This is a genomic window from Kribbella sp. NPDC026596 (assembly GCF_040638415.1).
GTDB lineage: Bacteria > Actinomycetota > Actinomycetes > Propionibacteriales > Kribbellaceae > Kribbella.
Genome location: NZ_JBEZYF010000022.1, coordinates 92,019 through 118,362 on the forward strand (window position 1 = coordinate 92,019; position 26,344 = coordinate 118,362).

Annotated in this window: 23 protein-coding genes; 11 read left to right on the forward strand and 12 right to left on the reverse strand. The window is 67.9% G+C overall.

Annotation, left to right across the window (positions count from 1 at the left end):
* Positions 1 to 13: 13 nt before the first annotated feature.
* Positions 14 to 1,240: a DUF4032 domain-containing protein gene (locus tag AB0E63_RS20225; protein ID WP_360368055.1), complete on the reverse strand. Its 1,227-nt coding sequence runs from the start codon at positions 1,238 to 1,240 to the stop codon at positions 14 to 16.
* A gap of 109 nt (positions 1,241 to 1,349) precedes the next feature.
* Between AB0E63_RS20225 and AB0E63_RS20230 the strand changes: the two genes are divergently transcribed.
* The 5 genes from AB0E63_RS20230 to AB0E63_RS20250 all read left to right on the forward strand — a co-directional run bounded on the left by AB0E63_RS20230 (position 1,350) and on the right by AB0E63_RS20250 (position 7,340).
* On the forward strand, positions 1,350 to 2,342 hold the full coding sequence (locus tag AB0E63_RS20230; protein WP_360368058.1) for a LacI family DNA-binding transcriptional regulator: 993 nt from the start codon (positions 1,350 to 1,352) through the stop codon (positions 2,340 to 2,342).
* A 172-nt stretch (positions 2,343 to 2,514) separates the two neighbouring features.
* Positions 2,515 to 3,885, forward strand: coding sequence for an extracellular solute-binding protein (locus AB0E63_RS20235; protein WP_360368061.1), 1,371 nt, complete (start codon positions 2,515 to 2,517; stop codon positions 3,883 to 3,885).
* Positions 3,886 to 4,053: 168 nt separating this feature from the next.
* Positions 4,054 to 4,839, forward strand: coding sequence for a sugar ABC transporter permease (locus AB0E63_RS20240; protein ID WP_360368064.1), 786 nt, complete (start codon positions 4,054 to 4,056; stop codon positions 4,837 to 4,839).
* On the forward strand, positions 4,836 to 5,705 hold the full coding sequence (locus tag AB0E63_RS20245) for a carbohydrate ABC transporter permease (protein WP_360368067.1): 870 nt from the start codon (positions 4,836 to 4,838) through the stop codon (positions 5,703 to 5,705). Before AB0E63_RS20240 ends, AB0E63_RS20245 begins: the two co-directional genes overlap by 4 nt.
* Positions 5,706 to 5,792: 87 nt before the next feature.
* Positions 5,793 to 7,340, forward strand: coding sequence for a glycoside hydrolase family 13 protein (locus AB0E63_RS20250; RefSeq protein ID WP_360368070.1), 1,548 nt, complete (start codon positions 5,793 to 5,795; stop codon positions 7,338 to 7,340).
* Here the strand turns inward: AB0E63_RS20250 and AB0E63_RS20255 are convergent.
* The 5 genes from AB0E63_RS20255 to AB0E63_RS20275 all read right to left on the reverse strand — a co-directional run bounded on the left by AB0E63_RS20255 (position 7,333) and on the right by AB0E63_RS20275 (position 11,735).
* Positions 7,333 to 9,564 (reverse strand): heavy metal translocating P-type ATPase, encoded by a 2,232-nt coding sequence (locus tag AB0E63_RS20255; RefSeq protein WP_360368073.1) that lies wholly within the window; start codon positions 9,562 to 9,564, stop codon positions 7,333 to 7,335. The genes AB0E63_RS20250 and AB0E63_RS20255 overlap by 8 nt on opposite strands.
* Positions 9,565 to 9,682: 118 nt before the next feature.
* Positions 9,683 to 10,582 carry a hypothetical protein gene (locus tag AB0E63_RS20260; protein WP_360368076.1) on the reverse strand — a complete coding sequence of 300 codons (900 nt, stop codon included), beginning with the start codon at positions 10,580 to 10,582 and terminating at the stop codon, positions 9,683 to 9,685.
* The gene (locus tag AB0E63_RS20265; RefSeq protein ID WP_360368079.1) at positions 10,579 to 10,797 is read right to left on the reverse strand and encodes a heavy-metal-associated domain-containing protein; all 219 of its coding nucleotides are present in this window, start codon (positions 10,795 to 10,797) and stop codon (positions 10,579 to 10,581) included. Before AB0E63_RS20265 ends, AB0E63_RS20260 begins: the two co-directional genes overlap by 4 nt.
* A 52-nt stretch (positions 10,798 to 10,849) precedes the next feature.
* Positions 10,850 to 11,131 (reverse strand): metal-sensitive transcriptional regulator, encoded by a 282-nt coding sequence (locus tag AB0E63_RS20270; protein ID WP_329006139.1) that lies wholly within the window; start codon positions 11,129 to 11,131, stop codon positions 10,850 to 10,852.
* A gap of 136 nt (positions 11,132 to 11,267) precedes the next feature.
* Positions 11,268 to 11,735: a nuclear transport factor 2 family protein gene (locus AB0E63_RS20275; RefSeq protein ID WP_360368082.1), complete on the reverse strand. Its 468-nt coding sequence runs from the start codon at positions 11,733 to 11,735 to the stop codon at positions 11,268 to 11,270.
* A gap of 117 nt (positions 11,736 to 11,852) precedes the next feature.
* Between AB0E63_RS20275 and AB0E63_RS20280 the strand changes: the two genes are divergently transcribed.
* Together AB0E63_RS20280 and AB0E63_RS20285 are read left to right on the forward strand one after the other, a co-directional pair.
* Positions 11,853 to 12,773 carry an ATP-binding cassette domain-containing protein gene (locus tag AB0E63_RS20280; RefSeq protein WP_360368085.1) on the forward strand — a complete coding sequence of 307 codons (921 nt, stop codon included), beginning with the start codon at positions 11,853 to 11,855 and terminating at the stop codon, positions 12,771 to 12,773.
* The gene (locus tag AB0E63_RS20285; protein ID WP_360368088.1) at positions 12,773 to 13,765 is read left to right on the forward strand and encodes an ABC transporter permease; all 993 of its coding nucleotides are present in this window, start codon (positions 12,773 to 12,775) and stop codon (positions 13,763 to 13,765) included. Before AB0E63_RS20280 ends, AB0E63_RS20285 begins: the two co-directional genes overlap by 1 nt.
* Here the strand turns inward: AB0E63_RS20285 and AB0E63_RS20290 are convergent.
* The gene (locus AB0E63_RS20290) at positions 13,755 to 16,232 is read right to left on the reverse strand and encodes a YfhO family protein (RefSeq protein ID WP_360368091.1); all 2,478 of its coding nucleotides are present in this window, start codon (positions 16,230 to 16,232) and stop codon (positions 13,755 to 13,757) included. The two genes, AB0E63_RS20285 and AB0E63_RS20290, sit on opposite strands and share 11 nt — an antisense overlap.
* A gap of 33 nt (positions 16,233 to 16,265) precedes the next feature.
* Between AB0E63_RS20290 and AB0E63_RS20295 the strand changes: the two genes are divergently transcribed.
* Positions 16,266 to 17,255 (forward strand): glycosyltransferase family 2 protein, encoded by a 990-nt coding sequence (locus tag AB0E63_RS20295; RefSeq protein ID WP_360368094.1) that lies wholly within the window; start codon positions 16,266 to 16,268, stop codon positions 17,253 to 17,255.
* Positions 17,256 to 17,271: 16 nt separating this feature from the next.
* Here the strand turns inward: AB0E63_RS20295 and ugpC are convergent, their stop codons facing one another.
* Positions 17,272 to 18,351, reverse strand: coding sequence for a sn-glycerol-3-phosphate ABC transporter ATP-binding protein UgpC (gene ugpC / locus AB0E63_RS20300; protein WP_360368097.1), 1,080 nt, complete (start codon positions 18,349 to 18,351; stop codon positions 17,272 to 17,274).
* Positions 18,352 to 18,570: 219 nt separating this feature from the next.
* On the opposite strand from ugpC, the gene AB0E63_RS20305 reads away from it, so the two are divergent.
* Entirely contained in the window at positions 18,571 to 19,590 is a 1,020-nt protein-coding gene (locus AB0E63_RS20305) for a LacI family DNA-binding transcriptional regulator (protein WP_360368100.1), read from the forward strand.
* On the opposite strand, the gene AB0E63_RS20310 is transcribed toward AB0E63_RS20305, so the two are convergent.
* From AB0E63_RS20310 to soxR, 3 genes are all read right to left on the reverse strand, one after another.
* A complete protein-coding gene (locus AB0E63_RS20310; protein ID WP_360368103.1) occupies positions 19,587 to 20,096 on the reverse strand; it encodes a hypothetical protein in 510 nt (169 codons plus the stop codon). The two genes, AB0E63_RS20305 and AB0E63_RS20310, sit on opposite strands and share 4 nt — an antisense overlap.
* A gap of 78 nt (positions 20,097 to 20,174) precedes the next feature.
* Positions 20,175 to 20,861 (reverse strand): snapalysin, encoded by a 687-nt coding sequence (gene snpA / locus AB0E63_RS20315; protein ID WP_360368106.1) that lies wholly within the window; start codon positions 20,859 to 20,861, stop codon positions 20,175 to 20,177.
* 179 nt (positions 20,862 to 21,040) lie between these two features.
* Entirely contained in the window at positions 21,041 to 21,514 is a 474-nt protein-coding gene (gene soxR / locus AB0E63_RS20320; RefSeq protein ID WP_360368108.1) for a redox-sensitive transcriptional activator SoxR, read from the reverse strand.
* A 362-nt stretch (positions 21,515 to 21,876) separates the two neighbouring features.
* Between soxR and AB0E63_RS20325 the strand changes: the two genes are divergently transcribed.
* Positions 21,877 to 23,901 carry a DEAD/DEAH box helicase gene (locus AB0E63_RS20325; RefSeq protein ID WP_360368111.1) on the forward strand — a complete coding sequence of 675 codons (2,025 nt, stop codon included), beginning with the start codon at positions 21,877 to 21,879 and terminating at the stop codon, positions 23,899 to 23,901.
* Between the two features lie 52 nt (positions 23,902 to 23,953).
* Here the strand turns inward: AB0E63_RS20325 and AB0E63_RS20330 are convergent, their stop codons facing one another.
* Positions 23,954 to 25,042: an aminotransferase class V-fold PLP-dependent enzyme gene (locus tag AB0E63_RS20330; RefSeq protein WP_360368114.1), complete on the reverse strand. Its 1,089-nt coding sequence runs from the start codon at positions 25,040 to 25,042 to the stop codon at positions 23,954 to 23,956.
* Between the two features lie 117 nt (positions 25,043 to 25,159).
* Here AB0E63_RS20330 and AB0E63_RS20335 point away from each other — a divergent pair, with 117 nt between their 5' ends.
* Positions 25,160 to 26,266: a penicillin acylase family protein gene (locus AB0E63_RS20335; RefSeq protein WP_360368117.1), complete on the forward strand. Its 1,107-nt coding sequence runs from the start codon at positions 25,160 to 25,162 to the stop codon at positions 26,264 to 26,266.
* Positions 26,267 to 26,344 lie beyond the last annotated feature (78 nt).

A 26,344-nucleotide genomic window follows, 5' to 3' on the forward strand; every position in this document is an offset into this window, starting at 1 on the left:
GACGTTGCAGACGTCAGTCGGTCTCGGGGATCGCGGGGGTCGGGAGGGCGAGCTTCTCGTCGGGCTTGGCTCTCAGGACGTCCTCGACATAGGAGCGCGCGGCCTCCATGGTGTCGATCTCGTGGCCGGCTTGTTCGGAGAGGAACCAGCGGTGCTCCAGCACCTCGTGGAACACCTCGGCGGGCTCGAGCTTGCGCTTCAGGTCGCGCGGGACCGTGCGGACGACGGCTTCGAAGACCTCGGTCAGCCACTGGTGGGCGACGATCTCCTCGTCCTCGTTCTGCTGGTCGGTGGCGGCGGCGAACGAGTCCAGGTCGTTCAGCAGCCGGCGGGCCTGGTTCTCCTCGACGTCGAGACCGGTGAGTCGGAGCAGCCGGCGGGAGTGGTGGCCGGCGTCCACGACCTTCGGCTGGATCCGGACCTGGCTGCCGTCCCAGTCGGTGATGATGTCGATCTCGGCGACGTCGAAGCCGAGCTCGTTCAGCCGCCGGATCCGCGAATCCAGCCGGTGCATCTCGTCGGTGGCGAACTCCTCGGGGGCGGTCAGCTCGGCCCACAGAGCGTCGTACCGGTCGTTGATCGACTGGACGGTCTCCTGCGGGTCGATGTCCGGGTCGAGCAGTCCGCCCTCCTGCAGGTCGAGCAGCTCGCCGAACAGGTTGATCTCCGCGGTGTAGAGGTCGTGCGCGCGCTGCCCGTCGGAGATGTCCTGGTGTAGCTCGCCGGTCTCGGCATCCACCAGGTACGCCGCGAACGCGCCGGCGTCCCGGCGGAACAGGGTGTTGGACAGCGAGCAGTCGCCCCAGAAGAACCCGAGCAGATGCAGCCGCACGATCAGCGCGACCAGGGCGTCGATCAGCCGGTTGACCGTGTCGGGTCGCAGCGTGCTGGAGAACAGCGCGCGGTAGGGCAGCGAGAACTGCAGGTGCCGGGTGATCAGGATCGAGTCGATCGGCTCGCCGTTGCGATCCACCCGGTCGGTGATCACGCCGACCGGCTCGACCGAGGGCGACTCCAGCCGTTCCAGGTCGCGCAGCAGCCGGTACTCGTGCATGGCGAGGTGCTCGAGCACCTCCTTGATCGCATAAACAGTGCCGTTGACCCGGACGAACCGGACCACGTGCCGCGAGATACCGCGCGGCAGGGCGACCAGCTGGTCCTCGGGCCAGTCCTCCAGCGGCACATCCCACGGAAGCGACAGCAGACCGGTGTCCGGGCGGGTGGCGACGAATCGGGGCACGGGTCCCAGTCTGTCAGCAAGCTGACCTCGCAGGCAGTGGATCCGGTCCGCGAAACGTCGGACGCAAATGCTTGCAAATTCTTGCGTGAACAGGCGTAGAGTTTGCGTCATGACGCGACGACTTGCTGAGGTGGCCAAGAAGGTCGGGGTCAGTGAGGCCACGGTCAGCCGGGTGCTGAACGGCAAGCCCGGGGTGTCCGAGGCGACCCGCGAGGCGGTGCTCACCGCGCTCGACGTGCTCGGGTACGAGCGTCCCACGCAGCTGCGCGGTGATCGGGCCAGGCTCGTCGGGCTGGTGCTGCCGGAGTTGCAGAACCCGATCTTCCCCGCGTTCGCCGAGGTCGTCGGCGGCGCGCTGGCGCAGCAAGGTTTCACGTCCTTGCTCTGCACCCGGACGGTCGGTGGGGTGTCCGAGGCTGACTATGTGGATCTGCTCCTGCAGCAGCAGGTGTCCGGGGTGGTGTTTGCCGGCGGGTTCTACGCCCAGGCGGACGCGCCGCACGCGCACTACGAGCTGATCAAGGAGCGCAAGCTGCCGACCGTGCTGGTCAACGCGGCCGTCGACCACCTCGGCTTCCCACAGGTCTCGTCGGACGACGTCGTCGCCGCGGAGATGGCGATCGGGCACCTGCGCGCGCTCGGGCACCGCCGGATCGGGATGGTGCTCGGCCCGCGTGACCACATCCCGTCGCGGCGGAAGCTGGACGCGTTCCTCGCCGCGGAGGAGGCGGATCCGGAGCTGGTCGAGCACACGATGTTCTCGCTCGAGGGCGGGCACGCGGCCGCGACCCGGTTGGTGAACAACGGCGTCACCGGCATCGTCTGCGCCAGCGACATCCTCGCCCTCGGCGCCATCCGCGCGGTCCGCCGGGCCGGCCTGACCGTCCCCGACGAGGTCTCGGTGATCGGGTACGACGACTCCGCGATGATGAACTGCACCGACCCGCCCCTCACCACCGTCCGCCAGCCCATCGACGCCATGGGCCGAGCTGCCGTGGAAATGCTGGTCGCCCTGATCGAGCGAGCCGCCGTCCCCGCCGACGAACTCCTCTTCGAACCCGAACTGGTGGTCCGGGCGTCCACCGCGCGCGCCCGCATCTGACCCACTCCACCCGCAGCCGCTGACCGCTCGTCGGTCGGCGGCTGCTGTCGTCTGCGTACGTACGGGCAACCTTCCCAGGTGAAGTCACGATTTTGCAATATTTAATCCCACTATTGCGCCAGACTGTCGAGTTGCCTACGGTGTGCGCAAGATCGAGGGAGAGGGTGGATCGATGAGGACAACGCGCCGCGGGCTCAGCCTGGTGTTGGCGGTAGGACTCGGGCTGGTGGCCGCGTCCTGCGGATCGGGGGAGGAGAAGAAACCGGCCGCCGAGGGCTCAGCGGACGGGCCGGTGACGATCACGGTCGGCTGCCAGCCGCCGAAGAGCAACCCGAAGGAACGCACGGCCTGGGACGCGGATGTGGCGGCTTTCGAGAAGCTGCACCCGAACATCACCATCCAGAGCAAGGACGCGTTCCCCTGCATCAACCCGGACACCTTCCAGGCGAAGCTGGCCGGCGGGACTCAGGAGGACGTCTTCTACGTCTACTACACCGACGTCCAGAAGATCATCAAGGCCAAGCAGGCCGCGGACATCAGCCAGTACGTCGGCAGTGTGAAGGCGGTCAAGGATCTGCGGCCCGACGTGATGGGCGTGTTCAAGGACGGCGACAAGAGCTACGGCCTGCCGCGGAACAACTACAACATGGGCCTGGTCTACAACCGCAAGCTGTTCACGCAGGCCGGCCTGAACCCGGACAGCCCGCCGAAGACCTGGTCCGAAGTGCAGGAAGCTGCGAAGAAGATCGCCGGGCTCGGTGCGGGGTACGTCGGCTATGGCGAGTACTCGGCCGGGAACACCGGCGGCTGGCACTTCGCCGCGTCGCTGTATGCCCGTGGCGGCTCGATGGTCAGCGATGACGGCAAGACCGCCGCGTTCAACAGCGACGAGGGCAAGGCGGTCCTGGAGAACCTGAAGAAGATGCGCTGGGACGACAACTCGATGGGCAGCAAGCAGCTCCTCCAGTGGGAGGACCTGATGCGGATGATGGGTTCCGGCAAGCTCGGCATGATGATCGGTGCGCCGGATGTCGTGCAGTCGGTGAACAACGACTTCCAGGGCAAGTTCGAGGACTACGGCGTCACCGCCGTACCGGAGTCCGACGGGAAGGCGTCGCTGAGTGGTGGCGACGGCTACATGTTCAACCCGAAGGCGACGCCGGAGAAGATCAAGGCCGGTCTGCTGTGGCTGGAGTTCCATGAGCTGACGCCGGGCCAGGGGCAGTTCAACTACGAACGGTCCAAGGAGCAGGGCCGGCCGGTCGGGCTGCCGATCCCGGACCTGTACGGCGACTCCGCGCCGGGCAAGGAGATCGTTGCCCTGCGCAAGCAGTACGCGACGGTCCCGGTCGACCACTTCACGCCGTACGTCGAGGCGCAGTCGAGCATCACCAACAAGCTCGAACCACCGAAGGCGCAGGAACTGTACGCCGTCCTCGACGTGGCGATGTCCGCAGTCCTCACCCGCAAGGACGCCGACATCAACAAACTGCTATCCGACGCCGAGAGCAAGGCCAACAAGATCCTGGCAAAGAACACCTAAATGACTGTTACCGAGGAGCAGGTCCGTCGTCCCCGCGCGTTGGGGACGACGGATCGGCAATCACCAGACGACCATGGCGCACTACGACGGGCGCTGGGGCGCAACCTCACCGCCTACGGATTCTTGTGCGGGGCTTTGATCTGTTTTGCGTTGTTTTCCTGGTATCCGATGGTTCGTGAGGTGGTGCTGAGTTTTCAGCAGAACAACTTCGTGGATCCGGGGAAGTGGGTCGGGTTCGACAACTTCCGGACGGTGATCGAGGATCCGGCGTTCCGGTCGGCGTGGTTGAACACCGCGGTGTTCAGTGGGCTCGCGCTGGTGATCGGGTATGCGGTCCCGTTCGTGCTGGCCGTCGTACTCAACGAGCTCAGACACGCGAAGGCGTACCTGCGGTTCGTCGTCTATCTGCCGGTGATGCTGCCGCCCGCGGTCGCCGTGCTGCTGTTCAAGTGGTTCTACGACCCCGGCGCGGGCCTGTTCAACCAGGTGCTCGACGTCTTCCACCTTGCGCCGCTGAGCTGGCTGGACTCCACGAGTACGGCGCTCGTCAGCCTCGTACTCGTGTCCACCTGGATGAACCTCGGCACCGGCACGCTGATCTACCTGGCCGCGCTGCAGAGCATCCCCGGTGATCTGTACGAGTCCGCCGAGCTGGACGGAGCGGGTCTGCTGAAAAGGGTCTGGCACGTGACGGTCCCACAGACCAAGCTGATCCTGCTGGTGATGCTGCTCCTGCAGGTCGTCGCGACCATGCAGGTGTTCATCGAGCCGTACCTGCTGACCGGCGGCGGCCCGGAGAACGCGACGGTCACGGTCGCCTACCTGATGTACCAGTACGCCTTCAACTTCGGCGACTTCGGCGGCGGCAGCGCGCTCGGCCTGATGCTGATGATCGTGCTGCTGGTGTTCTCCACGATCTACCTGCGCGTGTCGCGTGAGGAGGACGCCCGATGAGGACCCTGGTCTCACCCCTCGCGCTCCGGACACCGCACGGCCGGGTCATCTATTGGGCGGTCCTGGCCGTCGTGGTCATCGGGTTCACCGGAGCCTTCGTGTTCCCGCTGTACTGGATGGTGACCGGCGCGCTGAAGTCACCCGACGAGCTGGCGCAGATCCCGCCCAGCTTCTTCCCGAAGGACTACGACTTCGGTGTCTACAAGGAAGCCTGGGACCAATTACAACTGGGTATCTTCCTGAAGAACACGGCCCTGTACGCCGGTGGCGCGTGGCTGTTCACCCTCGCCGTCGACGTGACCGCGGCGTACGCGTTGTCCAAACTCCGGCCGTTCTTCGGCAAGCTGATCCTCGGCGCGATGCTGGCGACGCTGATGATTCCGCCGATGGTTCTGCTGCTGCCGACGTACCTGGTCGCGAAGGATCTGCCGATCTTTCATCTCGACCTGCTGAACACCCCGTGGGCGATCTGGTTACCGGCGGCAGCGAACGGGTTCTTCGTCTTCCTGCTCAAGCGGTTCTTCGACTCGATCCCGCGGGAACTGCTGGAGGCCGCGGAGATCGACGGTGCCTCGCCCGGCAGGATCCTCTGGTCGATCGTGCTGCCGGTGTCGCGGCCGATCCTCGGTGTGGTGTCGATCCTGTCCGTGGTGACGGTGTGGAAGGACTTCGTCTGGCCGCTGCTGGTGCTGCCGGAGACGGACAAGATGTCGATCAGTGTCGGCATCGCGTCGCTGTCCGCGCAGATGCCGCAGAACGTGCTGATCGCATCACTCGTCATCGCCAGCCTCCCCACAATCCTCGTGTTCTTCGTGTTCCAGCGGAGCATCATGGCCGGGCTCACCGCTGGAAGCCTCAAAGGATAAAGACGAAACAACCGCCCCTCGCTCCGCTCGGGGCGGGAAGGAGAGGCGGGTCTCACCGCTGGAAGCCTGAAAGGTTAAGGAGATTTGATGGCCGACGAATGGTGGCGTGGAGCCGCGATCTACCAGGTGTACCTGCGGAGCTTCGCCGACGGCGACGGTGACGGGATCGGCGACCTGGCCGGGCTCTGCCAGAAGCTGCCGTACCTGGCCGAGCTCGGCGTGGACGCGATCTGGCTGAACCCGTGGTACCCGTCCCCGATGGCCGACGGCGGGTACGACGTCGCCGACTACCGCGCGATCGACCCGGCGTTCGGCACCCTGGCCGAGGCCGAGGCGTACATCGCGGAGGCGCACGCGCTGAACATCCGCACGATCATCGACATCGTCCCGAACCACGGGTCCGACCAGCAGGACTGGTTCGTCCAGGCGTTGCGGGCCGGCCCGGGCTCACCCGAACGCGAGCGGTTCCTGTTCCGGCCAGGCCGTGATGACCGGGCGCCGAACGACTGGCAGTCGATCTTCAACGGTCCCGCCTGGACGCAGGTCGAGGACGGTGAGTGGTACCTGCACCTGTTCGCACCCGAGCAGCCGGACTTCAACTGGCGCAACCCCGAGGTGGTCGAGGAGTTCCACGCGATCCTGCGGTTCTGGCTGGACCGTGGCGTCGACGGGATCCGGATCGACAGTGCCGCCGTACTGTTCAAGGACCTGGACAGCGTCGAGGAGTCGTACACCGACCACGACGAGGTGCACGAGGTGTACCGCGGCTGGCGGCGGATCACCGGCGAGTACGCCGACCGGTTCCTGGTCGGCGAGATGTGGATGCCGGACCAGGAACGGTTCGCCCTGTACTTGCGGCCGGACGAGATGCAGACCGCGTTCAACTTCGACTTCCTGTCCCGCCCGTGGGACGCCGACGAGCTGAAGGCCTCCATCGACCTGACGCTGTCGACCCACGTCCCGATCGGTGCACCGGCGACCTGGGTGCTGTCGAACCACGACGTCACCCGCCCGGTGACGAAGTACGGCCGGGCGGACACGTCGTTCTCGCATCAGGACCGCAAGCACGGGATGCGTACCGACCTGGTCCTCGGCGAACGGCGTGCGCGCGCGGCTGCCCTGCTCGCCATGGCGCTGCCTGGCGGCCTGTACGTGTACCAGGGCGAGGAGCTCGGGCTGCCGGAAGTCGAAGACCTTCCCGACGAGCTGCTGCAGGACCCGATCTTCACGCGGTCCGGCGGAACCGATCGCGGACGTGATGGTTGCCGAGTCCCCCTACCGTGGTCCGGCAAGGAGCCACCTTTCGGCTTCAACACAGGCACCGGTACGCCGTGGCTCCCGCAACCCGCCGACTGGAAGAACCTGACCGTCGAGTCCCAGCAGCACGACCAGAACTCGATGCTCACGCTCTACCGCACCGGACTCCACCTGCGCCGCAGCTACCTTGGTGACGGAACGCTCACCTGGCTCGACACACAGCCCGGAGTACTCGCGTTCAGCCGCGAGAGCCTGATCTCGGTGACGAACCTGACCTCCGAGCCGATCGATCTCCCACCGCACCAGGAACTGCTGCTGGCCAGCGTCCCGTTGGAGGACGGGAGGCTGGCCGGCGACAGTACGGCGTGGATCAGGTAAGTGGCCGGAAGCGGCGTAGGCGGAGGCTGTTCGAGACTACGAAGACCGAACTGAAGGCCATCGCGGCCCCGGCGAGCATCGGGTTGAGGAGCCCGGCCGCGGCCAGCGGTAGGGCGGCCACGTTGTAGGCGAAGGCCCAGAACAGGTTGCCCTTGATGGTCCGCAGTGTCCGGCGGGACAGGCGAATGGCGTCGGCCGTGGCCCGGAGGTCGCCGCGGACCAGGGTGAGGTCGCTGGCCTCGATCGCCACGTCGGTGCCGGTGCCCATGCTCAGGCCGAGGTCGGCCTGGGCCAGCGCAGCCGCGTCGTTGACGCCGTCGCCGACCATGGCGACCACGCGACCCTCGTCCTGCAGCTTCTTCACCGCGTCGACCTTGCCGGCCGGCAGGACCTCGGCGATCACCTCGTCGATGCCCACCTCGCCGGCCACCTTCAACGCCACCGCCTCGTTGTCACCCGTCAGCAGGACCGGTCGCAGACCCAGCGACTTCAACTGAGCGATCGCCTGCGACGACGTCGGCTTGACGGTGTCCGCGACGACCAGCACGGCCCGCGCCATCCCGTCCCAGCCGACGGCGACCGCCGTACTGCCCTCGGCCTCCGCGTGCTCCTTGGCGTGCGCGAGGTCCTCCGGCAGGTACTGGCTCCACTCCTCCAGCAGCCGCGTGCGGCCGACCAGTACGGCGTGCCCGTCGACGATGCCCTGCACACCAAGGCCTTCGACGTTCCCGAAGTCCTCGACCTCGGGCAGTTTGCCGACCTCGGCCGTGGCGCCGCGAGCGATCGCCTGCGCGATCGGGTGCTCACTAGAGTGCTCCAGCGCCCCGGCCAACCGCAGTACGTCGGCCCGCTGCTGCCCGGGAGCCAGCAGTACGTCGACCAGCTCCATCCGGCCCGTGGTCACGGTGCCCGTCTTGTCCAGTACGACGGTGTCGACCCGGCGCGTGGACTCGAGCACCTCCGGCCCCTTGATCAGGATGCCCAGCTGCGCACCCCGGCCGGTGCCGACCATCAACGCGGTCGGCGTGGCCAGCCCGAGCGCACACGGGCAGGCGATGATCAGTACGGCGACCGCCGCGGTGAATGCGACCTCGACCGGTGAACCGTTGCCGAGCCAGAAGCCCAGCGTGGCCAGCCCGAGGCCGATCACGATCGGCACGAAGAACCCGGACACCTTGTCCGCCAGCCGCTGCACCTCGGCCTTGCCGTTCTGCGCGTCCTCGACCAGCCGGGCCATCTGCGCCAGCTGCGTGTCCGCGCCGATCCGAGTGGCCCGGACGACGAGGCGCCCGCCGGCGTTGACGGTCGCGCCGACGACCGCGTCGCCTGGTCCGACCTCGACCGGCACGGACTCGCCGGTCAGCATCGAGGCGTCGACCGCGCTGCTGCCCGTCACGATCACCCCGTCGGTCGCGATCTTCTCGCCCGGGCGGACCACGAACTCGTCACCCACGACCAGTTGGTCCGCCGGGATCCGAGTCTCCGACGCATTGCGGAGTACGGCGACATCCTTCGCGCCCAGCTCCAGCAGGGCGCGCAACGCGGCCCCTGACCGGCGCTTGGCGCGGGCTTCGAAGTAGCGCCCGGCCAGGATGAACGTGGTCACGGCGGTCGCGACCTCGAGGTAGATCTCCTCCGCGCCGGTGCCGCGGGACGGAATGAGGGTGAACGGCATCTTCATGCCGGGCTCACCCGCGCCGCCGAGGAACAACGCGTACAGCGACCAGAGGAACGAGCTCACCACGCCCAGCGAGATCAGGGTGTCCATCGTCGTGGCGGCGTGCCGCAGGTTCGTCCAGGCGGCCTTGTGGAACGGCCAGGCCGCCCACGTCACCACCGGGAAGGCGAGCGTCAGCGACGCCCACTGCCAGAAGTCGAACTGCAGTGCCGGGATCATCCCGAACGCGACCACCGGCACGGTCAGCACGATGCTCGCGATGAGGCGGTCCCGCAGCGGCTTCAGCTCGTCAGGCTCGTCATCCGAACGCTCGACGGCCGGTGCCGGCAGGCTCGCGGTGTAGCCGGTCTTCTCGACGGTGGCGACCAGGTCGTCGGTGCTGATCCCGTCCGCGTACGTCACCTTCGCCTTCTCGGTGGCGTAGTTGACGGTCGCCGTGACGCCGTCCATCCGGTTCAGCTTCTTCTCCACCCGAGCCGCGCACGAGGCGCACGTCATACCCCCGATGATGAGCTCAACGGACTGCCCGGTCTGTGTGTTGGTCATGGGACCTCCCGGCCTGGACTGAGGAGTGCAGGGAGCGAAGCGACTGGAGCGACGAGGGAAGGCCGGGAGTCAAAGCCCCATGACCCTGCCGGTGCCGAAGGCCCGGCCAAAAGCACAGTCATGACGGAACCTCTACGGTGAACTCGGCGGTGTGGACCGCACCTGCGTGCTGGAAGTCCAGGTACAGCCGGTACGTCCCGGCGGTGGGGAAGGTGGTCCCGAAGGTGATCGCCGGGCCGCCGTTCATGCCTGGGTCCGCGTGCTGGGCGGGGTGATTGTGCAGGTAGGCGAGGTCCCCGCCACGGAGCGAGACCAAGTGGCCGAAGGCGCCGAGGTAGGGCTGTAGGTCGGTGACTGGTGTGCCGCCGCGGCTGATCTGGAACGTCAGCTCGGATTCCCTCCCCGCCACCGGACTGCCTTGGAGCGTCACGTCGTACCCGTGGACGCTGTAGGTGCTCGCCGGCTTGGCCAGCGGGACCGGGGTGTAGGAGCCGGAGACGTTCACGTCGGTGCCGAGCGTGAGTTTCCGGTCCTGGCCGGCCGCCTGGAAGTCGGCGTACAGGCGCCAGGTCCCGCCGGAGGTGAAGGTGAGCGGGATGCTCCAGGCCCCGGTCGCGTCCATCCTCGGATGCACGTGGTGGAAGCCGGACAGGTCACGCCGGACCACGATCAGGTGCAGGTCCTTCTCGTGGGTCTTGGTGTACTGCGTGACCGGCTTGCCGTCGGGTCCTTGGATCGTGAAGCGCAGTTGGGTCTTCGCGCCGGACTGGAAGGATGTGGTCGCCGGGGTGAACGTGTACTCGGCGTCGGAGACCGCGAGCCCGGGCAGTTGCCCGCCCTCGTCATGCTCGGCTTGCTCCATGCCGCCCATCTCTTCTCCGTGGGCAGCAGGGGTGCTGGACGCGGTGTCGGCCGCCGCGATCGGGTCGACCGCGGAGCCGATCGCGAACGCCGCCCCGAAGGCGAGCACGAGCGCACCGGCGAACGCGCCGAGCCGGAGCGCGGCGGCCCGGTTCACGACGCGGCCAGTTCGTAGCCCGCCTCGTCGACGGCTTCGCGAACGGCGGCCTCGTCGAGAGCGGACTCACTGGTCACGTGGACGGCGGAGGTGCCGCCGGCGTTCAGGTCGATGCTGACCTGCTGGACACCGGTCAGCTTGCCGATCTCCTCGGTCACGGCCGCGGCGCAGTGCCCGCAGGTCATCCCGGTGACGGAGTAGGTCGTGGTGGTCATATCAGCTCCTGAAGAACACGCCGCCCTCGGCGGCGGTGGGGGATGGATGTTTTCAGCTGCGAACCAGGCGGGCGATCGCGTCGGAGGCCTCGCGAACCTTCTCCTCGGCCTCGGCGCCACCCTTCTGCGCGGCCTCGACCACGCAGTGCGAGAGGTGCTCGTCGAGCAGCTCCAGCGAGAACGACTGCAGTGCCTTGGTGGCGGCCGACACCTGGGTCAGGATGTCGATGCAGTACTTGTCCTCCTCGACCATCCGCTGCAGGCCGCGGATCTGGCCCTCGATCCGCCGCAGCCGCTTCAGGTGGCTGGTCTTCTCGGCGGTGTACCCGTGCACATGGGCGTCGGCGTCGGTCATCTCTCGCTCCTCTGGCTACCCCTCGGGGGTATGTCGACAGCACGAAAGTACCCCCTATGGGTATCCAGCGCAAGTCCTGCGCGGATACCCATAGGGGGTACTTGGTTCAGTGGGGTCAGAGCCCGAGGTCGGTGAGCCCCGGGTGGTCGTCGGGACGTGGGCCTGACGCCCAGTGGAACAGCCGCTCGGACTCGGCGATTGCCTGGTCGTTGATGCTGGCCCGCCGGATCCGCATCAGCCCGTTCTCGTCGAACTCCCAGTTCTCGTTACCGTGTGAGCGGTACCACTGGCCGGCCGCGTCGTGGCACTCGTAGACGAACCGCACCGCGATCCGGTTGCCGGTGAACGCCCACAGCTCCTTGATCAACCGGTAGTCCAGCTCGCGGCGCCATTTCTGGGTCAGGAACGCGACGACCTCGGCCCGGCCGTTGACGAAGACGTCCCGGTTCCGCCAGGCGGTGTCCGGCGTGTAGGCGAGCGAGACGGCCTCCGGGTCCTGCTTGTTCCACGCGTTCTCCGCGGCGCGGACCTTCTGGATCGCCGTCTCCTCGGTGAACGGGGGCAGCGGGGGGCGAGCGTTCACGACCAGCTCCTTCGGTTGACAGTATCCATTCAATATTGGACCAGACTGGGGAGACATGCACTCGCCCAACAAACCTGTCACTCTGTGCGTCTGCTCACTGACGAGAGGGGGTGCGGGATGCCGGAAGCGGCGATCAGTACGCGCGGACTGCGCAAGACGTACCGGACCCGCCGGGGCCGGAAGGTGGTGGCGGTCCAAGGGCTCGACCTGGAGGTGCCGGCCGGGGGAGTGCACGGCTTCCTCGGGCCGAACGGGTCCGGCAAGACCACCTCGATCCGGATGCTGCTCGGGCTGATCCGCGCCGACGCCGGGACGATGACGGTGTTCGGGAAGCCGGTGCCGGCCCAGTTGCCGGAGGTCGTCGGCCGGGTCGGTGCGATCGTCGAGTCACCGAAGTTCTTCCCGGCCTTCACCGGCCGGAAGAACCTGGAGCTGCTGGCCGCGGCGATCGGCACGCCGCGCACGCGGGTCGGTGAGGTGCTCGAGCAGACGTCGCTCGGTGACCGCGGCAAGGACCGGTACCGCGGGTACTCGCTCGGGATGAAGCAGCGGCTGGCGATCGCGGCCACGCTGCTGAAGGAGCCGGACCTGCTGATCTTCGACGAGCCGACGAACGGCCTCGACCCGGCCGGTATCCGGGAGATCCGCGAGACCATGCGGGCGCTCGGCGACCAGGGCAAGACCGTGCTGGTCAGCAGCCACATCCTGGCCGAGGTCGAGCAGGTCGCCGACACCGTCTCGATCATCGGCCACGGCCGGCTGCTCGCGTCCGGCACCGTCGCCGAGGTGATCGGCGGCGGTACGGCGACCACCGTCAAGGTTGCCGTGGACAACCACGAGGCCGCGACCCGGATCCTGGCCGCGGCCGGGATGACGGTGCGCGCCGACGGCAACTACCTGCTCGTCGACGGCGCGGCGCACCCCGCCGACGTCACTCGCCGCCTCGCCCACCAGGAGCTGTACGTGTCCGAGCTGGTCCCGGTCCGGGCCGACCTCGAGTCGGTGTTCCTCGAGCTGACCGAAGGCGAGGGATTGTGATGCTCCGCCTGACCGGCGTCGAGCTGCGGCGGCTGACCTCCCGCCGGCTGACCGTGATCGGCGTCGTCGGGGTGCTGCTGATCATCGCGTTCCTGCTGTTCGCCACCTGGCTCGACGCGCGGCCGCAGTCCGCGCTCGACCAGGCGGGGGCGCAGCGGCAGTACGAGTTCGCGCACAAGGACTGGGTCGAGCACGCCGCCGAGAGCAAGAAGATGTGCGAGGCGGACTACCAGAACCAGCCCGATCCGAAGCCGAAGATCGAGGACATGTGCGCCTATCCGGAGCCGAAGCTCGAGGACTACGGCAAACCGCCGACGGTATTCGCCCAGCTGATGCCGGAGCTGCTGCTCGGGTCGTCGTACCTGCTCGTCTTCGCGGCGTTCCTGATCGGGGCGAGTTTCGTCGGGGCCGAGTTCAGTACCGGCGCGATCGGCAACTGGCTGACGTTCGAACCGCGTCGGCTCCGGGTCTACGGCAGCAAGCTGCTCGCCGCCGCCATCGGGTTCGTGCCGGTCGGGGCAGGTGTCCTCGCGATCCTGATGCTCGGCACGTATCTGATCGTCGCTCAGCTCGGTGACACCTCCACCACCACCAGCAAGGTCTGGGGTGATCTCGTCGCGACGGGTGGCCGGGCCGTGGTCGTGACGGCCCTGGGCGCCGCGATCGGTGGCATCACCGGGCTACTGCTGCGGCACACAGCGGCCGCGATCGGGGTGGTGATGGGGTACCTGGTCCTGATCGAAGGGGTCTTCGGCAGTTTCCTCAACCAGGCGCAGCCGTGGCTGATCAAGCTGAACTTCGACGCGTTCGTCCGGCACGACGCGACGTACTACCTGAATCAGTGCAAGACCGGCAGCGACGGCAGCTACGTGTGCGAGAGCATCGAGAAGACGCTGTCGTTCGAGCACGGCGCTTGGTACCTGAGTGCGCTGACGGTCGCCCTGGTCCTACTCGGCGCTGGGGTGTTCCAGCGCCGGGACATCAACTCCTGACGCGTCGCCGCCGCCATCCGAGCAGCACGAGCCCGAGCGTGATCGCGGCGGCGGCCGCGCCGATCGCCAGGCCGCGGCGCAGGCCGGGCGGCATGTAGGTGCAGTTGATCCGGTCCTCGTTACCGGTCAGCGGTACCGCGACCAGGCCTCCGTAGTTCCGCGGAGTCTGGGCCTTCCCGTCCCCGGCCGAGCATTTCCAACCTGCAACCTTCGGTACGGCGACCACGGCGACCCCCCTGCTGCCGGGCGGTAGCGTCGCGCTGATCGAGTGACCGCCGGCCTTCACGTCTGTCGCCCCGCTCGCCCGCAGTCGCCGCACGGCCCTCGCGAGCGCTTGTTGATCAAGGCAACCGATCGCGCCGGTCGGCTCGATGCGCTGCGGCTCCTCGTTGAACGCGATCTCGATCTGCACGAACCCGGACTTCGGCACGGTGCCCAGCTGGATCATCGCGCTGCTCGTGTTGATCCCTGGCCGGCGGGTCGCGGACAGCTCGTGCCACTGGCCATCGGCCAACCGCGCCCGGCCGCCCACGCGGGGCGTGTAGAGGACGGCCGTCGTACCCGTTGTGCACTGTGCGACCAGCTTCACGTCACCGTTGGTGAGCCTCTTGCCCTTGTACTCCGGGACCTCGTACACCGTTGAGCCGAGCAGCCGCTCCTGCGCGACGTACGCGTTCGAGGAGGCCGTCGCGCCGAGTCGCCGGCGGACCGTGACCAGCTGCGGGACCTCGGACCGGGTGATGTGCGGGCCGTCCTTCCCGAGCTGCAGCTTGGCCCCGATCGAGAAGATCGCGTCGGTCACCGGGTTGTCGAGGTCGTGCGACGCGCGGCCGTAGCCGGACCAGCCGAAGCCGAGACCGGTCAGCGTCTGGTTGAGCGAGTACGGCAGCAGGCTGCTGTAGAGGCCGGCGCCCTGCCCGCCGAGAAGCAGCGGATCGTTCGGCGTCCCCGACGTTCCCGGGTCGGCCCGGTAGTTCGGCCAGTTGCTGGCATCCAGGATCGTGGCGCGTCGCTGGGCCTGCGCGTCGTCCCACGCCGTCGCCGACGCGCCGAGCACCTTCGACCGCTGCTCGTCGGTGATCACCGCGGTCCACGTGGTCTCCACCGCGACGACGACCATCAGGATCGCGAACGCGGCTGCCACCGGCCACTTCGTACGTCGCACCGCGGGAGCTCGGCGGATCACCCAAATGGCGCCGAACACAACCACCGTCACGGCGCCGGAGGCGATCAGCACGGTCAACGCGTGCTGGGTCAGCAGCGGACTGCCGTCGGACAGCCAGGCGATCACGGCCAGCAGCACGCCGCCGCCCAACAACTCGATCGGCCCCGGCAGGCGATAGGCGACCGCCAGCCAGGCGAGCACAATGATGACGCCACACAGCAGGAAGGCCTCGCGGTACTGACTGCCGTTCGGGGTGTCGAAGCCGTGCCACAACTCCTGCGTCGGCGGCCAGCGGAACGACAGCGTCAGCAGGACGGTCGTCACCACCCAGACAGCCTTGGTCCGCCAGGGGACGAAGCGGTTGAAGGGCATCGTCAGGGCGAGCAGGAGCGCGACGGTTCCGACGTACAGGCTCGCGGTCCGGCCGACGCCCTCGGACAGCGGGAGCAGGCGGGACAGGAACAGGTCGAGCGGCGACGGCTGGAAGACACCTGCCGGCGACGGCGTCGCGGCGTCGTTGGCGGTGAGGACCGGTAGCAGGACGGGCGCGGCCAACGCCATGCCGAGCACGAACGAGATACCGTGACGCAGCACCGCCCGCAGTCCCAGCATCCAGCCGAGGTCGCTGGTCAGCAGTCGAGCGAGCAGATACAGTCCAGCCGCGATCGTTGCCATGTAGGCGGTGTAGAAGTTGGACAGCCAGAAGACCGCGACCACCAGCACACTGAGCAGCCTGTTGGTCCGGCGTAGTGACCACTCGGCCACCAGGAAGAACATCGGCAGCGCGATCAGGCCGTCCAGCCACATCGGCACGTACCCGGCGTCGTCGATCGCCCAGCCGCAGACGCCGTACGACGCACCGAGCATCGCTGCAACCCAGCGGGGGCCTGGATGCATCTTGATCAGTAGGACCGCCATCGCGGCGGCGGCGAGGCTCAGTTTGAGGACGGTGATGACGTAGACGGCCAGATCGATCTGGTCGCGCGGGAAGAGACCCACCAGCAGGGACAATGGGCTGCCGAGGACGACCCCGAAGTCGCCCAGGAAGCCGACGCCGAACGCGCTCTGCCAGTTGAACAGCAGGTCGCCCTGGGCGCGGCCGTGCAGGATGTCCCACAGATGGGCGAAGAAAGGGATGTACTGCGTGCCAAGATCGTTGGTACTGCGAGACAGTGAGCCGAAGGGATAGGTGCCGCGGATGATTCCGGAGGCGGTGAACACCGCCGCCACCAGCACGCCGGCGACCACTGCCGGTCGTAACGGTCCTGCCGCGCGCGGTTGCGCCTCGTTGTCCGAACCCACTGGCCGCCTCTCTGCTCGCCTTGGATGGTGCGCATGAGCACAACGATGCGCCTGAGCCTAGTGGTGCCTTGCTACAACGAGGTCGAGGTGGTCACGCGATTCCACGAGGCGCTCAGCCGTGAACTCGTCGCCACCGGGCGGCCGTACGAGATCGTGTACGTCGACGACGGTAGTACTGATGGGACGCTCGACGCGCTCGTCGGGTTGGCAGCCACTGACGAAACGGTGCGCTACCTGTCCTTCAGCCGGAACTTCGGCAAGGAGGCCGCGATGCTGGCCGGCCTGCGATACGCCGAAGGCGACGCGGTGGTGATCATGGACGCCGACCTGCAGCACCCGCCGGAGCTGATCGGCCGGATGCTCGAGCAGTACGAGCGCGGCTTCGACCAGGTGATCGCCCGCCGCACCCGAACTGGTGACCCTGCTACCCGGACGCTGTTCGCGCGGGCGTACTACTGGCTGATCAACCGCTGGGCCGACGTCGAGCTGGTCGACGGGGTCGGCGACTTCCGGCTGCTGTCGCGGCGGGCCGTGGACGGGTTGCTGGAGCTGGGTGAGTACAACCGGTTCTCCAAGGGGCTGTTCGCCTGGATCGGGTTCGAGTCGATCCTGTTCGAGTACGAGAACGTGAAGCAGTCGGACCGCAAGAGCCGATGGACGTTCCGGCGCCTGTTCGAGTACGGCCTGGACGGGCTGCTGTCGTTCAACAACCGGCCGCTGCGACTGGCGATCTACGTCGGGCTGCTGCTCACCGGGGTCGCCGCCGGGTACGCCGTCTGGGTGATCGCGGTCGCGGTCCTGCACGGCGTGGAGATGCCGGGCTACGTCACGCTGATCGCGGCGATCACCGGCCTCGGCGGCCTGCAGATGGTCATGCTCGGGGTGATCGGCGAGTACATCGGCCGGATCTACTACGAGACGAAGAAACGTCCGCACTACCTGCTCAAGCAGAGCAACATGGATCCCGCGGACCGGCTGAACGACAGACCGGCCCCGGGCGGACGAACCACCCAGGGCCGGTAGGACTGCTACTGCCGAATCAGGCGGTCAGCCGCTCGTCGGTGGAGGTGGAGAACAGGTGCAGCTTGTCCGGCAGCGCCGCCAGGTGGATGGTCGAACCCTTCTCGACCGGCATCCGGGCGTCGATCCGGGCGACGATCTGCTGGTGCTCGTTGTTGTGCTCGGCGGTGCCGTACAGGTACGCGTCGGCGCCGAGCTCCTCGACCACGGCGACGTGCACCGGCAGGCCTTGGTCGGCGACCTTGAAGGCCTCCGGCCGGACGCCCAGGGTCAGCGTCTTGTCGCTGCCGGCCTTGGCCAGCAGGCTGCGCTCGAGCGGGATCACGTAGTCGCCCAGCTTCGCGCCGCCCTCGGTGATGTCCGCGGTCAGCAGGTTCATCGCCGGCGAACCGATGAAGCCCGCGACGAACTTGTTCTTCGGGTGGTCGTACAGGTTCAGCGGGGTGTCGACCTGCTGGAGCAGACCGTCCTTGAGGACGGCTACCCGGTCGCCCATCGTCATGGCCTCGACCTGGTCGTGCGTGACGTACACCGTGGTGACACCGAGACGCTGCTGCAGCTCGGCGATCTGGGTACGGGTCTGGACACGCAGCTTGGCGTCGAGGTTCGACAGCGGCTCGTCCATCAGGAAGACCTGCGGGTTACGCACGATCGCGCGGCCCATGGCGACACGCTGACGCTGACCACCGGACAGCGCCTTCGGCTTGCGCTCGAGGTACTCCTCGAGGCCCAGCAGCTTGGCCGCCTCCATCACGCGCTTGGCGCGGTCCTCCTTGGAGACACCCTGCATCTTCAGGGCGAAGCCCATGTTGTCCGCGACGGACATGTGCGGGTAGAGAGCGTAGTTCTGGAACACCATCGCGATGTCCCGCTCCTTCGGCGGACGGTGCGTGACGTCGCGGTCGCCGATGTAGATGGAACCCTCGTTGACCTCTTCGAGGCCGGCGAGCATCCGGAGGGAGGTCGACTTTCCACAACCCGACGGGCCGACGAGCACCATGAACTCGCCGTCCTCGATCTCGAGGTTGAGCTTGTCGACGGCGGGGGTGTCACCACCGGGGTAGATCCGGGTTGCCGCCTTGAAAGACACAGTGGCCATGACGATGTACTTCCCTTCACCGGCAGGAACGTGCCGGACGATCCGAGTAAAGGCCCCCGGGCGGGGGTGCGCCTATCCTCACCCGGCCCGCTGGTCCTGACAAGGTGTACGGCGTGTGATGTGTCCGTACTGTTCACGTTGTGGACAGATCCACGCAGTCTGCAAGTTCTTGCAGGATCTTGCTGCAAAGTCAACGGCCGGCTGGGTACAGTGCCCGGCGTGAGTAACAGAGCACGGCTGGCGGACATCGCGGCCAAGGCGGGGGTCAGTGAGGCCACGGTCTCGCGGGTGCTGAACGGCAAACCGGGGGTGGCGGAGGACACCAAACAGTCCGTCCTGACGGCGCTCGACGTACTCGGGTTCGAGCGGCCGACGCGGTTGCGGCGGCGGTCCGCGGGGCTGATCGGGCTAGTGATGCCGGAGTTGATCAACCCGATCTTCCCGGCGTTCGCCCAGGTGATCGAGTCGGCACTGTCGCAGCGCGGCTTCACGCCGGTGCTGTGCACCCAGTCCCCGTCCGGTGCGACCGAGGAGGAGTACGTCGAGATGCTGCTGGAGCGCGGCGTCTCCGGGATCATCTTCGTCTCCGGTCTGCACGCGGACACCGGAGCCGACCACGCCCGGTACCAGGCGCTCGTGGAGCGCCGGTTGCCGGTGGTGTTCGTGAACGGCTGGCTGCCCGCGGTGGAGGCGCCGTTCGTCTCGTCCGACGAGTACGCCGCGATGGAGCTGGCCGTCTCACACTTGGTTGCCCTCGGCCACCGCCGGATCGGGTTCGCGTCCGGGCCGGAGCGGTTCATCGTGGTGCAGCGCAAGCTGGCCGGCTACCGCACCTCGATGAAGGCCCAGCTCGGGGTGTCCGACGAGGATCTGAACCCGCTGGTCGCGCTGAGCATGTTCGGCGTCGAGGGTGGTGCCGCGGCGGCGCAACAGTTGCTCGACGCGCAGGTCAGCGCGGTCATCTGCGGCTCCGACATGATGGCGCTCGGCGTCATCCGGGCCGCTCGCCAGCGCGGCTTCGCCGTCCCCGCCGACATCTCCGTCGTCGGCTACGACGACGCCCCGATGATGGAGTTCACCGACCCGCCCATGACCACGATCCGCCAGCCGGTCCAATCCATGGCCCTCGCCGCAGTCCAGTCCCTACTGGAAGAAGTCCGCGGCCACGCCACCCCCCACACCGAATTCCTCTTCCGCCCCGAACTCGTCGTCCGAGGCTCAACCGGGCCGGTGCGCTAGGACCACTCCTCACAGGTCTTCGTCTTGAAATCCTCGAGGGATTCGGACCTGTTTCCTTCCTGCTCGCGCTCCGGCACGAGCACGGTGCCGGGTTTCAGGGTCTTCAGGTCCTGCTGGCTGAAGTCGAGGTGCGCGGCGGACCAGCTGTTGTCCTTCGTCCAGCCGTAGATCGTGTAGCGAGTCGCCAGATCGCGCGGTTTCAGCGTGCCGACCAGGCGCCAGCCGTTCCCGCCCTCGGCGAAGCTGAACTGCGAGAATCCGTCGACCGCCGGACTGACCTCCCACTGACCGACGTCCTCGTCCCGCGGCGGCTCCCGATCCGGATCGGGGTCGGGCAGGTACAGCGTCGCGCCGTCGATATGCCCCTCACACATCTGGACGACGATCGCCGGGTTGCCGGCGGCATCGACGGTGACGCCGAGCGCACCACCGGCCGGAACGCCGCATCCCGCCAGGCCGGCCAGGCAGGTTGCCATGGCGGCGCAGATCCCCAGCCGTCTCCGCATGCGGTCAGAGTACGAGCTCCGGCCCGGAAACCCGTCCCCTGCCGGGCGGGTTCCGGGCCGGAGGGCCTGGGTGGTTGGTTACTTGGAGAGGTGGAACGCCGCGGACGGCACGCTGGTCTTGCCGTTGGCCCAGAGAGCGTTGACCTTGGCGCGCTCGGTGGAGTCCGGGTACGGATTGGTGCAGGACGGGCCGGGGCCGCCGCCGGACATCAGCTCGGAGCAGGGGCCTGAGTAGTGGTCCGGCAGGCCGAGCACGTGGCCGGTCTCGTGGGCGGTGATCCGGGTCGGGTCGTACTGCTGCGCCTGGGCGTAGTCGAGGAACACGTACCCGCTGCCGTGGCCGTCGGTGGACGCGTACGAACCGCGCGGGTCGTTGCCCTCGGTGTAGTAGAAGTCGTAGTTGCTGCCCTCGACGAGACGGACGTTGCTGACCGAGGAGTTCCAGATCTGCGTACTCGAGCTGATCTGGGACGCGAAGCTCGGCGCGTCGACGGCGTACGTCACGGTGACGGCGGCGACCTTCTGGCCGGACTTGGCCTGCTTGGCCATTTTGGCCCGGGCCGACTTCATCACGGCGTCGTAGAACGCCTTGGTGGCGGCTTCGTCCTGCGGCGAACCGACGTACGCCGCACGCGTCGCGGCGGTCGAGACGGACGAGTCGGTGGCCGGTGCCGAGGCGGTGGGGGACGCGGCGGCGAAGGCGGGAACGGCGAGCGCGGCGGCGGCGAGCCCCGCGAGCGAACTCAGGATACGGCGATGCGACATGGAGGGCCTCACTCCGGATCAGTGGCGGATAGCGACGGGCGGATTACCGTTCGCTACCTCCGGATGCTGCCAAGACTCCACGAATTCCGCACCAGATCCCACAAAACCCTGGGGATAACCCGCGAATCACGGCTGCCGTTCTATGCCCCTCATAACAACCCGGATATGACCAGCCCCGGCTACTCGCCGGGGATGCCGACGTTGAGGAGGCGGGCGCCGGCGCCGCGTTCGGCGAGGCGGTCGGCCTTGTTGTAGAGGTTGCAGCGCTGCAGGCTCAGGCAGCCGCAGCCGATGCAGCTGTCGAGGTCGTCGCGGAGGCGCTCGAGCTCGGAGATCCGCTCGTCGAGCCGGCTTCGCCACGACTTCGACAACCGGCTCCAGTCCGCGCGGGTCGGCGTCCGGTCGTCGGGCAGCGAGTCCAGGGCGTTCTTGATCTCGGCGAGCGCGAGGCCGACCCGCTGGGCCGCCTGGACGAACGCGATCCGCCGCAACGTGCTGCGCTGGTACTGCCGCTGGTTGCCGGCCGTCCGTCGCGAGTCGATCAGACCTTGGTCCTCGTAGAACCGCAACGCCGATGCCGCTACTCCGGACCGATGTGCGATCTCCCCGATCGAGAGCCAGTGCTCCTTGCTGGGGACGTTCTCCTCTCCCATACCGCCACCCTAGGGCGGGAGACCAGAAACTCAAGCTCACTTGAACTGCGGAGAAAGGGGCCTCGGGCACACCAGTCCGCCAACTGGTCTGCCAGTTGGCCGGGTGGTCAGGAGCGGCCGCCCGGTCGGGTATACTTTTGCCTGTCGGTGCGCGCGTCGCGTCACCAGAGTTACTTCCAGGCGCTCCGACCCGTCGGTTTCAGCATCCGGCTGAAGTTCCCCGGCGACATGGGTGCAACGCGATAGCACCCGCAGGTCGATGCCCGTCTCCTGCTCAGCACGCTCTTCCGGTCATTTCCGTGACCGGCGCTCGCGTGCGGCTGCGATCCGGCTAATCGTCCGTGACGTTGAGAGAGAGATTCGTGACCCAGCACCACCAGGACCACCCCGAATCCGGCGGCGAGCAGGCCGACGGTCGGATCAAGAAGCCGCGGCACAAGAAGTTCCAGACCCAGTCGTACGGCGAGCGGATGGCCGCTGAGACGTCCGCGCCGACGACCGGCGACGTCCGGAACGACGCTGCCCGCGGTGAGCGCCGTGGCGGCCCCTCCCAGTACTCCGACCGCGGCTCCCGCACTGACCGTCCGGTGAAGGGCTACCGCGCCGAGCGCGCCACCCAGCCCGGACGCGACGATCGCCCGCAGTACAACCGCGGCGACCGTAACGACCGTAATGACCGCAGCGACCGTCGGAACGACCGTGGCGACCGCCCGCAGTTCAACCGTGACGACCGGCCGCAGTACAAGCGTGACGACCGTGGCGACCGCCCGCAGTTCCGTCGCGACGACCGCCCGCAGTACAACCGCGATGACCGCGGCTCCAACCGGACCGACCGCCGCGACGACCGTGGCGACCGTCCCCAGTTCAACCGTGACGACCGGCCGCAGTACAAGCGTGACGACCGTGGCGACCGCCCGCAGTTCCGTCGCGACGACCGCCCGCAGTACAACCGTGACGACCGCGGTGACCGTCCCCAGTTCCGTCGGGATGACCGGCCGCGCTTCGAGCGGAACGACAAGCAGTACGAGCGTCCGAGCAACCAGGACACCCGGCGCGAAGAGCCGGTCGACCTGGGCACTGTTGCTGAGGACAACCAGTTCGCCGCACTCGGGCTCGCCCCGCGGCTGGTGCAGCGGCTGGCGCGGGACGGGATCACCACCCCGTTCCCGATCCAGGCTGCGACCATCCCGGACGCGCTGGCCGGCAAGGACGTTCTCGGCCGCGGCCAGACCGGCTCCGGCAAGACTCTCGGCTTCGGCCTGCCGACGCTGATGCGTCTGGCCGGCGGCCACACCGAGTCCCGCCGCCCTCGTGGCGTGGTCCTGGTCCCGACGCGTGAGCTCGCGATGCAGGTGCACGACGCCCTCGAGCCGCTGGCGCACGTGATGAACGTGTCGATCAAGTTGATCGCCGGCGGCCTGCCGTACCCGAAGCAGATCGAGTCGCTGCGTCGCGGTGTCGACCTGCTGATCGCCACCCCGGGGCGGTTGATCGACCTGTGCGAGCAGGGCGCGGCCGACCTCGGTGCCGTGGAGATCGCGGTCCTCGACGAGGCCGACCACATGTGCGACATGGGCTTCATGCCGGCCGTCACCACGCTGCTCGACATGACGCCGCCGGAGGGCCAGCGCCTGCTGTTCTCGGCGACTCTGGACAACGACGTCGACAAGATCGTGAAGACCTACCTGAAGGACCCGGTGCAGCACTCGACCGAGTCCGGCCAGGCCTCGGTGAGCACGATGGAACACCACCTGCTGGTGATCGAGCCCGGCCATAAGCAGTCGCTGACCGCTGAGCTCGCCAGCCGGGACGGCCGGACCATCGTGTTCGTCCGCACCAAGCTGGGCGCCGACCGGATCGCCACCCAGCTGCGCGACCGTGGCGTGATGGCCGCGGCGCTGCACGGCGGACTGACCCAGGGCGTCCGCAACCGGACGCTGGACCAGTTCAAGGACGGGTCCGTGCCGGTGCTCGTGGCAACGGATGTGGCGGCCCGTGGCATCCACGTCGACGACGTCGGCCTAGTGGTTCAGGCTGACCCGCCGGCCGAGCACAAGGACTACCTGCACCGCGCGGGTCGTACGGCGCGGGCCGGCGGCAAGGGTGCCGTCGTCACGCTCCTCCTGCCGCACCAGCGACGCGGGATGATGCGGATGGCCGAGACCGCCGGCGTCAAGGCCGAGCCGGTTCGTGCCCGTCCGGGTGACGAGCTGGTCACCGAGCTGACCGGTGGCACCAAGCCGTCCGGGTACCCGGTGAAGCTGCCGGCCCCGAAGCCGCAGCGCTTCAGCAAGGGTGGCGGCGGCAAGCGGTTCGGCAGCAGCCGTCCGGGCAACCGCGGCAGCAACGGACCCCGTCGTACCGAGCGGAAGTCCTACCAGCACTGAGCAACCGGAAGGCCCGGTTTCCTGTACTACCAGGGAAACCGGGCCCTTTTGCTTAGGTGAGGATAGCCCAGAGCCTGGCCACGATCATCGCGATCTCGTCCGCGTCGAGCGGGACGAGCTCGAGCATCAACTCGTCCTCCGCGACCCGTTCGGTCATCACGTAGATCGGCGGTGACCCGGCTTCGAGCTCGGTGGCGACGCGCTTCGCGTCCGGAACCCTCAGCAGTACGCGCGACACCTGCAAGCCGGTCGGATCCGGGACCACCTCGGCCGTGACCTCCGGGATGCGCTCGGCCGCCGCGGCGAACGCGACCACCTTTGACAGCTCGTCGGCCTCCCACTTCATCCGGTCAAGGGCCTGCCACTCCTCCAGGGCCGCGATGACGCCCACGATGGCCTCCTTGGTCGGCTTCATCACCCGGCCGATGCCTTTCTCCTGCGCACGGACGGCCTGAACCAGCGGCCAGGTGCCCGCGATCAGGCCGGCGGTGGGGGAGCCGAGGTACTTCTGCCCGCTGACGAGCACCAGATCCGCGCCGGTCGCCAGCAGATCGGCGATCCGCGGGAACTGGGCCGCGCCATCGATGATCGCGGGGACGCCGCGGCGGTGCGCGGCCCGTACGGCGGCGACGAGGTCGAGCGGCTCGCCCTGCGTCAGCCGCGACGATACGAGGAACAGGCAACTGACGTCCGGGCCGTCGAGCTCCTCCTCCAGATCGCCAACGCTACAACGGGTTTCGTCGCCGGCGAGGTCGACGTGAGCACCGGCCAGCCGGATGCCCTGCAGGTTGGAATGGCCGTAGTCGACCACGTGGCAGGCAGGCATCACCACCCGGTGGTGCATGTCCGTTGCGTCCGGCAACGCCGCGATCCGGCGCGGGTCGCCGCCGGTCATGGTGGCCGCGACGGCGAGCGTGATCCCGGCCGCGGTGCAGTGCACGACCGCACCCGCCTGCGCGCCGGTCACCTGCGCGATGGCCTCGCTGGCGCGATCACCCAGCTCGTCCATCACAAAGAATTCGGGTAGTGCCTGTGCGACAGCCGCCGCCACCCCGTCGGAACTCCGAGACACCCCGAGCGGGGTGAACGTTCCCCTGGCGTTGATCACCACACTCAACCGATAACGCTCATGGATGCTCATGGTGATCCACACAGTAGTGGTCACTGTCAGCAATTGGCGAGAGTCTGGGTGTGAAACCTTGACCCGAAAGCTACTGGTGAGTCATTCTCACTTTCATTCGAGCCAGGGAGGTTTCCCGTGCCCCGCCCCGCACTTCGAACCCGCCTTCGTACGACGATCGCCGCGGTCGGCATCACCGCCGTACTCGCAGCGCTGCCCACACCCACGCAGGCAACGCCCGAAGCAGCTCTCGCCACACCGACCGACTATTGCGTCGGGCAATGTCGCGACATCCTGCCGCCGGGGCAGAACGGCAACGCGACCTTCACGGATCTCCTTGCTTTCAAGGCTTTCGGGATCAGACCGGCACACTTCAGCGACACCGTGAAGCCGTACCAGGACCTGGTCTGGAACTCCCAAGGCATCACCGACGACGGCCTCGCGCCGTACTACGACGACTCGTCGTTCGGAGTGAAGCCGGACGACGTCGCGAGCACGGTCCACCCGCGCGCGGACGTGACGATCGTGCGCGACAAGTCCCGTGGCATCCCGCACATCACCGGCACCACTCGGCAGGGCGTCATGTTCGGCTCCGGGTACGCCGGGGCACAGGACCGGCTGTTCGTCATGGACGTGTTCCGGCACCTCGGTCGCGGCCAGCTGACCCCGTTCGCGGGTGGAGCGGCGGCCAACCGTGCGTTCGAGCAGGAGTTCTGGCGGACCGCGCCGTACACGGAGGCCGATCTGCAGCGTCAGTACGACGATGCCGACGAGCTGTACGGCGCCGACGGCGCGAAGCTGCAGCAGGACATCCAGGCCTGGGTGGACGGCGTCAACAACTACATCAACACCGTCGGCATCGCCTATCCGGGTGAGTACGTCGCCCTCGGCCTCGACTGGCCGACGCAGCCGTGGAAGGTGACCGACGTGGTTGCCACGGCGGCTGTGGTCGCGGGCATCTTCGGCACCGGTGGCGGCTCCGAAGTCGCATCGGCCTTGGCGTTGCTCGAGGCACAAGCGAAGTACGGCGTTGCTCAGGGCACCAAAGTGTGGGAGTCGTTCCGGTCGCAGAACGACCCGGAAGCCAGTACGACGGTGCACAACGGCACGAGCTTCCCGGATGGCACGACGGGTCCGAATCCGGCCGGCCGCGCGCTGCCGGATCGTGGTTCGGTCACCCCCGAGCCCGAGGTGATCGACCAGACGGTGAACAAGACCGCCGCCGCTAAGTGGTCCGCACCGTAAGTTCGTCGGGGGTTACTTGGGCTGCCAGGCTGTGGGGTCGTTCAGGTAGAGGCCGCAGGCGCAGTCGAGTGCTTCTTC

Bases quoted from the DNA above. Each gene is read 5' to 3' on its own strand.
- AB0E63_RS20255 (WP_360368073.1), bottom strand. From the start codon at position 9,564: ATGACCAACACACAGACCGGGCAGTCCGTTGAGCTCATCATCGGGGGT.
- snpA (WP_360368106.1), bottom strand. From the start codon at position 20,861: ATGTCGCATCGCCGTATCCTGAGTTCGCTCGCGGGGCTCGCCGCCGCC.
- AB0E63_RS20295 (WP_360368094.1), top strand. From the start codon at position 16,266: ATGAGCACAACGATGCGCCTGAGCCTAGTGGTGCCTTGCTACAACGAG.
- AB0E63_RS20330 (WP_360368114.1), bottom strand. From the start codon at position 25,042: ATGAGCATCCATGAGCGTTATCGGTTGAGTGTGGTGATCAACGCCAGG.
- soxR (WP_360368108.1), bottom strand. From the start codon at position 21,514: ATGGGAGAGGAGAACGTCCCCAGCAAGGAGCACTGGCTCTCGATCGGG.
- AB0E63_RS20280 (WP_360368085.1), top strand. From the start codon at position 11,853: ATGCCGGAAGCGGCGATCAGTACGCGCGGACTGCGCAAGACGTACCGG.
- AB0E63_RS20265 (WP_360368079.1), bottom strand. From the start codon at position 10,797: ATGACCACCACGACCTACTCCGTCACCGGGATGACCTGCGGGCACTGC.
- AB0E63_RS20245 (WP_360368067.1), top strand. From the start codon at position 4,836: ATGAGGACCCTGGTCTCACCCCTCGCGCTCCGGACACCGCACGGCCGG.
- AB0E63_RS20310 (WP_360368103.1), bottom strand. From the start codon at position 20,096: ATGCGGAGACGGCTGGGGATCTGCGCCGCCATGGCAACCTGCCTGGCC.
- AB0E63_RS20235 (WP_360368061.1), top strand. From the start codon at position 2,515: ATGAGGACAACGCGCCGCGGGCTCAGCCTGGTGTTGGCGGTAGGACTC.
- AB0E63_RS20240 (WP_360368064.1), top strand. From the start codon at position 4,054: ATGGTTCGTGAGGTGGTGCTGAGTTTTCAGCAGAACAACTTCGTGGAT.
- AB0E63_RS20230 (WP_360368058.1), top strand. From the start codon at position 1,350: ATGACGCGACGACTTGCTGAGGTGGCCAAGAAGGTCGGGGTCAGTGAG.
- AB0E63_RS20285 (WP_360368088.1), top strand. From the start codon at position 12,773: ATGCTCCGCCTGACCGGCGTCGAGCTGCGGCGGCTGACCTCCCGCCGG.
- AB0E63_RS20250 (WP_360368070.1), top strand. From the start codon at position 5,793: ATGGCCGACGAATGGTGGCGTGGAGCCGCGATCTACCAGGTGTACCTG.
- ugpC (WP_360368097.1), bottom strand. From the start codon at position 18,351: ATGGCCACTGTGTCTTTCAAGGCGGCAACCCGGATCTACCCCGGTGGT.